The 7582-nt window shown below is 35.9% G+C and carries 7 protein-coding genes and 1 pseudogene; 7 read left to right on the plus strand and 1 reads right to left on the minus strand.

Features of this window, described 5'->3' with window-relative positions; genetic code table 11:
- Positions 1-34: 34 nt before the first annotated feature.
- The 5 genes from KTHG_RS04550 to KTHG_RS04570 all read left to right on the plus strand — a co-directional run bounded on the left by KTHG_RS04550 (position 35) and on the right by KTHG_RS04570 (position 4948).
- Complete coding sequence (locus tag KTHG_RS04550; protein WP_020189750.1) at positions 35-259, plus strand: YozE family protein; 225 nt, start codon at positions 35-37, stop codon at positions 257-259.
- An 88-nt stretch (positions 260-347) separates the two neighbouring features.
- Complete coding sequence (deoD, locus tag KTHG_RS04555) at positions 348-1052, plus strand: purine-nucleoside phosphorylase (RefSeq protein WP_020189751.1); 705 nt, start codon at positions 348-350, stop codon at positions 1050-1052.
- A 207-nt stretch (positions 1053-1259) separates the two neighbouring features.
- Positions 1260-2744, plus strand: a complete 1485-nt coding sequence (locus KTHG_RS04560; RefSeq protein WP_020189752.1) for a lmo1851 family serine protease — start codon at positions 1260-1262, stop codon at positions 2742-2744.
- A gap of 51 nt (positions 2745-2795) precedes the next feature.
- Entirely contained in the window at positions 2796-3698 is a 903-nt protein-coding gene (locus KTHG_RS04565; protein WP_020189753.1) for a CobW family GTP-binding protein, read from the plus strand.
- Between the two features lie 167 nt (positions 3699-3865).
- Positions 3866-4948, plus strand: coding sequence for an undecaprenyldiphospho-muramoylpentapeptide beta-N-acetylglucosaminyltransferase (locus KTHG_RS04570; protein WP_044527218.1), 1083 nt, complete (start codon positions 3866-3868; stop codon positions 4946-4948).
- Positions 4949-5072: 124 nt separating this feature from the next.
- On the opposite strand, the gene KTHG_RS04575 is transcribed toward KTHG_RS04570, so the two are convergent.
- Entirely contained in the window at positions 5073-5618 is a 546-nt protein-coding gene (locus KTHG_RS04575; RefSeq protein WP_020189755.1) for a GNAT family N-acetyltransferase, read from the minus strand.
- A 560-nt stretch (positions 5619-6178) separates the two neighbouring features.
- Between KTHG_RS04575 and dapF the strand changes: the two genes are divergently transcribed.
- Entirely contained in the window at positions 6179-7141 is a 963-nt protein-coding gene (gene dapF / locus KTHG_RS04580) for a diaminopimelate epimerase (RefSeq protein WP_020189756.1), read from the plus strand.
- A 31-nt stretch (positions 7142-7172) separates the two neighbouring features.
- Positions 7173-7582 (plus strand): annotated as a pseudogene (locus KTHG_RS21070) (PAS domain S-box protein); the annotation flags it as partial.

Genomic DNA, 7582 nt, shown 5'->3' on the forward strand with positions numbered 1-7582 from the left:
TATTTTCAAATAAATGAAGAAAGAAGGAGAAATCATGCAACCAAGTTTTTATTTATATGTGTTAACTTTTCGTGGCGCGAGCGATGAATACGGCGTTTTTGCAGAAGCTGCATTTAACGATCATGCTTTTCCAAAACAAGAAATGGACTTTGAAAAAATTTCTTTGTATATCGAAGAATTAGCCGACGATGACTTAAATGCAGCGACATTTGATCACTTATGGGCAATGTATGAAGAGAAATATATAGTGGAATACTGATTATTGTTTGTCAGAGGTCAGACTTTTTAGTACAATCAAAATAGTTATGAAAAGGCTTTCGATAATTAAATGAAATGAGGGAATTTATATGAGTATTCATATTAACGCAAAAGACGGCGAAATCGCTGATATTGTTCTATTACCAGGAGATCCTTTACGCGCTAAATTTATCGCAGAAACATTTTTAGAAAATCCTGTTCAATACAATGACGTTCGAAATATGTTTGGTTACACAGGTACATATAAAGGCCACCGAGTGTCGGTACAAGGCACAGGTATGGGTGTACCATCTATTAGTATTTATGCAACTGAATTACTAAAAGATTATGGTTGTAAAAAATTAATTCGTGTTGGGACAGCAGGTGCTTTAAAACGTGACGTAAAAGTACGTGACGTAGTATTAGCGCAAGGTGCAACAACAGACTCAAAAATGAATGAAATCCAGTTTGGTGGATTAGATTACGCACCAATTGCTGATTTTGATTTATTATTAAAAGCATATAATGCAGGTAAAGAAGCAGGCTTAAACCTACGTGTTGGTAACGTTTATACAGCAGATTTATTCTATGGTGAGAAAAATCCTAATGAATTATTAGCTGATTATGGTGTATTAGCAGTAGAAATGGAAACAGCTGCTCTTTATACATTAGCAGCGAAATATGATGCACAAGCATTATCTGTATTAACTATTTCAGATCATTTAATTACTGGTGAAGCGACTTCTTCAGAAGAACGCCAATCAACGTTTAAAGAGATGATGGTTGTAGCATTAGAAGCAGCAATCGCTGAATAATAAAGTAAATCATTTTTATAAAAGGTCAGCAACGTCTATTAGGCGGCGCTGACCTTTTGCTATCTAAAAAGCATAAAATAAAAAGAGAACGGATCTTAAATAGAAAGAGTATAAACTTTTCATATAACTTTTCTTTTCGGATACGTCGAATACTGCTAAAATAGACGTAGTGTGCAAACGTTTGAATAGTGAAAGTGGTGAAAGAAATTGGACGAAAAAAAATCGCAAAACGAAGAACAGCATGAAAACGAAGTAAAACCTGCAAAAAAATATGTTCGCATGAAGCCATTTACACTTATTATGCTAATTATTGTACTGATTATTAGTACATCAGGAATTACAATTTTGGCGTTAACTTTTGGTGAAGGAAAAATGGTTGAGGTGCGAACAAATTCAAGTACACATCCACAATTTCAAAAAGTATTAGATGTGTATGATGAACTCGATAAAAAATACTTTAAAGAAGTAGATGAAGAAAAATTGGCTGAGGGTGCAATGGAAGGTATGATTAACGCATTAGGCGATCCATATTCTACTTATATGCCTAAAGAAGAAGCAAAGCAATTTAATGAGCAGATTTCTTCTAGTTTTGAAGGGATTGGTGCAGAGATTCAAGAAAAGGACGGTCAAATTGTTGTCGTGTCACCAATCAAAAACTCTCCAGCTGAAAAAGCGGGCATTAAACCCAATGATATTATTAAAACAGTAGATGGAAAATCCATTGTTGGAAAAACAGCGGATCAAGCAGTTAAATTAATTCGTGGTGAAAAAGGAACAAAAGTGAAAATTGAGTTCCAACGGGGCGATTCGAAAAATCTACATAAGATTACACTCGTTCGCGATGAAATCCCAGTGGAAACAGTTTACGCTTCAATGATGAAAAATAAAGTAGCACATATCCAAATTACAAGTTTTTCTGAAGATACGTACAAAGAATTATTAGAAAAATTAGATGAGATGGAAGCGAAAGGGATGAAAGGGTTAGTATTAGACGTACGTCAAAATCCAGGTGGTCGTCTTGATGTCGCGATTAATATTGCTAGTCTATTTGTAGCGACTGGAAAACCAGTAGTTCAAGTAGAGGATCGTGATGGAGAGAAAAATGTTGCTTCAGCACAAGATGGTCGTAAAGTAACGGTGCCGATGACAATTTTAGTGGATGGTGGTAGTGCCTCTGCATCTGAAATTTTAGCGGGTGCAGTAAACGAGTCTGCAAATGTTAAAATCATTGGTGAAAAAACATTTGGTAAAGGAACTGTTCAGACGGTAGAAGATTTATCAGATGGTGCTACATTGAAATATACAACAGCTAAATGGCTAACACCTGACGGTAATTGGATTCATGAAAAAGGTATTAAGCCAAATGTAAAAGTGAAGTACCCTTCTTACGCAAATTTACCGTATATTGATACGACAAAAACACTAAAACAAGGTGATGTATCAGATACAGTGAAGGTAGCAGAAAAAATGTTTGAAGCACTTGGTTATACGGTTGGAACAGTAGATGGTTTATATGACTATAATACATTATTAGCTGTTCAAGCTTTCCAACAAGAGCATGATTTAAACGTGACGGGGACATTAACAGGTGAAACAACAACAGAACTAATGAATCAACTCCGTAAGAAAATTAAAAAAGATGATCCACAGTTGAAAAAAGCACATAGTATCGTTGTGAAAGAAGCAAAATAATCGTAAAAAGAGCTGCTTCGGCAGCTCTTTTTATAATTGGAGGATATTCAAATGAAAGATGTTTATTTATTAAGTGGCTTTTTAGGAAGCGGTAAAACAACGCTATTAGCGAATTTTATTGGTAAATTGAAAGCACACGGATTAAAACCAGCTGTAATTATGAACGAACTAGGGGAACTGAACTTTGATTCGCAAGCTGTTGAAGAAGGAGTTCCATTAAAAGAAATGTTAAATGGCTGTATTTGTTGCTCGGGTGCTGAAAAAACAGAAGCGCAAGTGCAATCGCTATTAGCAGAATCGGACTGGGATGTATTATTAATTGAAACAACAGGTGCAGCTCATCCAGTAGAAGCACTAGATGCTGTCTATTCACCTCTTTTTGCCAATGACTTAAATATTAAAGGGATTATTACAGTAGCCGATAGCAAGCGCTGGTTACATCGCAATGACATGACGCCTCAAACGCGCTCATTATTCCTTGAACAAATTCGCCATGCACATTTAATTTTAGCCAATAAATCTGATTTATTAACATCAGAAGAATTAGCGCAAGTAACATTTGAAATGCAAAACTTAAATAGTCATGCACCGATTTTACAAACAGTGAATGCTAATGTTCCATTTACGTATATTGAAAGAATGCGTGCAACAGCAACTGGTGATGTGCAAAAAGCGGATCTTGGTCATCATTTACATTTAAGCTCGCGCTTACTTCACTTTGGCGAAGGAGAAAGCTATACAATGGAAGAAGTAGAGGACTGGGTACGTTCACTGCCAGAAACGATTTATCGTATGAAAGGCTATGTGCCGATTGAAGGCAATAGTCATCCGATGCTCTTCCAATATGCATATGGATTAACACAATGGCTTCCTGAATATATGAAGATGGAGCCGAATCTCGTAATTATTGGGGATGGCGTTGATCAGATTCCGTTATTAGGCCGAACAATGTAATAAAAAAGAGTCGCGAGCCATGCGACTCTTTTTTTTCGTGCTTTTACTATGCTACAATGAAAGCTGTGATAATAATTTTGTCAGAATAAGTGCATTTTGTTGTCAGAGGTGTATAATGACGAGGTTATTAAATTGATTCGTTAACAGTGATAGGAGCGTTTATATAGATTATGAAGAAAACCATCGTTTTTACAGGTGGCGGAACAGCGGGCCACGTATCGCTTAACCAAGCGATTATTCCATCCTTTTTAGAAGCAGGATATGAAGTACATTATATCGGTTCAAAAGAAGGCATAGAAAAAGAAATTATTCCACAGGCATTTCCACAAATTGCATATCATGCGATTTCAAGTGGTAAATTACGTCGTTATTTTTCAACGAAAAACTTTTCAGATCCGTTCCGCGTATTAGCAGGTATTGCACAAGCATCTGCTATTTTACGCAAGGTGAAACCACAAATTATTTTTTCAAAAGGTGGTTTCGTATCGGTACCGGTCGTAATGGCTGCGAAAATGGCAGGTATTCCTGTTGTGGCGCATGAATCAGATGTGACGCCAGGCTTAGCAAATAAATTAGCATTACCATTTGCATCACATATTTTTACGGTGTTTAAAGAAACGTTAAAATATGTCCCAGCTGAAAAATCAACCTGTACGGGTTCGGTTATTCGACCAGCTCTATTTTCAGGGAATCGTGAATCAGGGTTACAATATTGTGGTTTCTCAAATAATAAACCAACGATTATGATTATGGGTGGTTCACTAGGTTCTAAATTTATTAACGATGCTGTACGCGCAAATTTAGAAGAATTACTTAAAACGTATAACATTATTCATTTATGTGGTAAAGGAAATGTAGAGCCGAAATTAGACATTTTAGCAGGCTATAAACAATTTGATTATGTCACAACAGAGTTACCAAACTTATTGTATGCATCAGATTATATTATTTCACGTGCTGGTTCTAACTCAATCTTTGAATTTTTAGCATTAGAAAAACCAATGTTATTAATTCCATTATCAGCTGCACAATCACGCGGAGACCAAATTTTAAATGCACGATTATTTAAATCACAAGGCTTGGCTTTAGTTTTAGAAGAAGAATCTGTTAACAAAGAAACGTTCTTAACAGCCGTGCATGAGCTACGCGATAAAGAGCCTGCGTTAATGAAAGCGATGCAAGAGGCGGAAAAACCAAAATTACCAGATGATATGATGCAATTAATTTTGCAATATGCTAAAAAGAAATAATCTAGCATGACGTGAGAGGTTAGGGGAATCCTAACCTCTTTTTTTGCATTATAAAAGGCAGCTCGCGTCGCATAATTGCTAGGGAGCTGCCTTTAGGTCGGGGTGATTTCGCTTGTGGTATCCATTAGATTGCTTGTTCCTCCTCGTTTGTTTGTGTAGCAAGATATAGATAGAAGTTATCTTTGTCTACTTTGAATAATTCAAATGGGATGTCACCGCTATTTACTTGTGCATATAGCGCTGGGTGTAACTCTTTTGCGTCAATTGCGTATCCCAGTTTTTCAACAGCACGCTGTGACTGCTTGTTCACTTTTCGAACTTTCATAAACACTGTTTGGAATCCTAATTCGAAGAATAACTCTTTGAAAAATTCTACTTTTGCTTTTTGGTTGTAGCCTTTACCTTGATAAGGCTTACCAATCCAAGTTCCTAGGAATCCTGCACCATCTGCAACATCGAATAAAGCAATTACACCAATTGGTTTGCCCCAATCATCTGTAATTGTACGAGAGACTGTTTTACCAAAGTGCTCTTCTACCATTAATTGTCGAGTCATAAAAGCAAATTCCTCAGCAGAATGTGCTTTTTGCCGTACATACGGGAATACCTCAGGATGTGTCATAAGCTCAAATAGTTCTGCAGACTCGTGCAGTTCACGTTTTTTTAACATGAAGAACGCCTCCTTTAAGATGATCTAGTCATCAGAAAATTTTAAAACAAAAAATTTCAGGACGGGAATCGAACCCGCTAAAACTAACGAATGTTAGTGGCGCACCATTTGCCTTCTAAAATTCTATTTAATTATAGTGATAATCTTGAACACGTATAGCTTATTTGGCTATATGATGTTTCTATTTAGATTATAATAAAAAAATATTGATTTGAATATAAGAAAATAGATTAAATTAGCAAAAAATGCTATTTTGTGACAAAAAAGTGTGTGTTATACATTAGGAATTTCTATTTTACTGTGAGGTATTACAGTAAACACTCACATAGTTATATACCCGTGCCAAGCAAAAAGTATACCAATTCCTCGAAAAAAATTTAAAAACCCTTAAAACAAACATGAAATAGGGCTATAAACATAGTAATAGTGCTTTTTTCGCCTAAATACACCTATTCAATTATATGAAAATTGTATTTTTCTGGCATTAATGAAAAAGAAGTTAGTTGTATGAAACTACATTTCCTATTATCATTAGACATAAGGAAAGTAGGGGGTAAACAATGGTAGAAAATTTATTAAAAGTACACGGTTCAGGCAATACATTTTATTTATATGAAACAGCAGATGAAACGGCAATGGATTGGTTTAAATTCGGTGAATGGTTATGCCGAAAAAGTAATGATGGCGGTGCAGATGGTTTACTATTAGTTGCCCCTTCAAATGTTGGAACAGCAAAGATGCGGGTGATTAATGCAGATGGTTCGGAAGCATCGATGTGTGGGAATGGATTACGCTGTGTAGCACGCTACGTCTTAGAACGTGAAAATAAAAAATCATGCATTATTGAAACGATGAAAGCGAATTTACTCGTAACAGAGGAACCTTCATTAATGAATGACATACCTACATATGCAGTGCAGATTGCACCAGTTTCATTTGAGTTGGCTACATTACCGATGAATTATAATGCGCAGCACACATTAATTGATGAATGCATTCCGCCGTTTTCAATGGATATCCGTTTTACAGCCGTATCGGTGCCTAATCCGCATTTAATCGGACTTGTATCAAAAGAAGAAATTTTATCTGCTGCCCACCAACAACAACTTGCATCGATGTTAAATGGCGAAAATGATTATACACCAGATGGCGTGAATGTTAGCTATATGTATCCAATCGGTCAACAAGAAATTTATGTTCGTACATTTGAACGTGGTGTTGGATTTACAAATGCTTGTGGAACAGCAATGACAGCCTCTGCACTTGTCGCTACATTATTACATCTTGTTGAAGAAGGCACAATTACAGTCTTTAATCCTGGTGGGTTTGTTAAGTGTGAAGTGAAAAATAACAACGGGGAATATCACTTGCGTTTAATAGGGAATGCAACCTTTATAGCACATTATTCGTTTGAACACGTAAATGATAAATGGACATTAAATAAAGACCGTGAAACGAATGAGCAACATGCTTATCAAGCATTAATAGATTTTACGGCAAGTAAGTTGTCAGCACTCGCTTAAAAATGGCAAAAGAAAAAGGGAGACATTGAAAATGGGTGTTCTGTCGATTGAACAGCAAATGGCGGCACTTTATGAGCATTGTACACAACTTGTTTTCTTTATGAAACGAACAGCACCATTCACCTATGAATATAGATATGTGAATCCAGCAGGGGTGGCAATTTTTAAACAGTCACCAATCGGTTGTGAGCTAGAAATGTCTGGGTTGAACCATAATAAAAGTGACGTTATTGTAGAAAATTATGAGAAAGCAATTAAAGAGAATCGCCAAATTATCTATCGGGATTTTTATTTATTTGCAGATACAAAGCATACGAATGAAACAACTGTATGGCCAGTTTTTATTGAGCAAGATCAATATGTATTGGCCGTTTCAAAAGAAATGTCTTCTCATAAAGTGTTAGAGGAGGAGCAACATTTCTTATCTACATTGTTTTTAAA

The organism is Kurthia sp. Dielmo (assembly GCF_000307285.2).
Taxonomy (GTDB): Bacteria; Bacillota; Bacilli; order Bacillales_A; family Planococcaceae; genus Kurthia; species Kurthia populi.

What these genes read in the sequence shown, in the direction of transcription:
- KTHG_RS04550 (WP_020189750.1), top strand. Translation starts at nt 35, where the DNA reads ATGCAACCAAGTTTTTATTTATATGTGTTAACTTTTCGTGGCGCGAGC.
- deoD (WP_020189751.1), top strand. Translation starts at nt 348, where the DNA reads ATGAGTATTCATATTAACGCAAAAGACGGCGAAATCGCTGATATTGTT.
- KTHG_RS04565 (WP_020189753.1), top strand. Translation starts at nt 2,796, where the DNA reads ATGAAAGATGTTTATTTATTAAGTGGCTTTTTAGGAAGCGGTAAAACA.
- KTHG_RS04575 (WP_020189755.1), bottom strand. Translation starts at nt 5,618, where the DNA reads ATGTTAAAAAAACGTGAACTGCACGAGTCTGCAGAACTATTTGAGCTT.
- dapF (WP_020189756.1), top strand. Translation starts at nt 6,179, where the DNA reads ATGGTAGAAAATTTATTAAAAGTACACGGTTCAGGCAATACATTTTAT.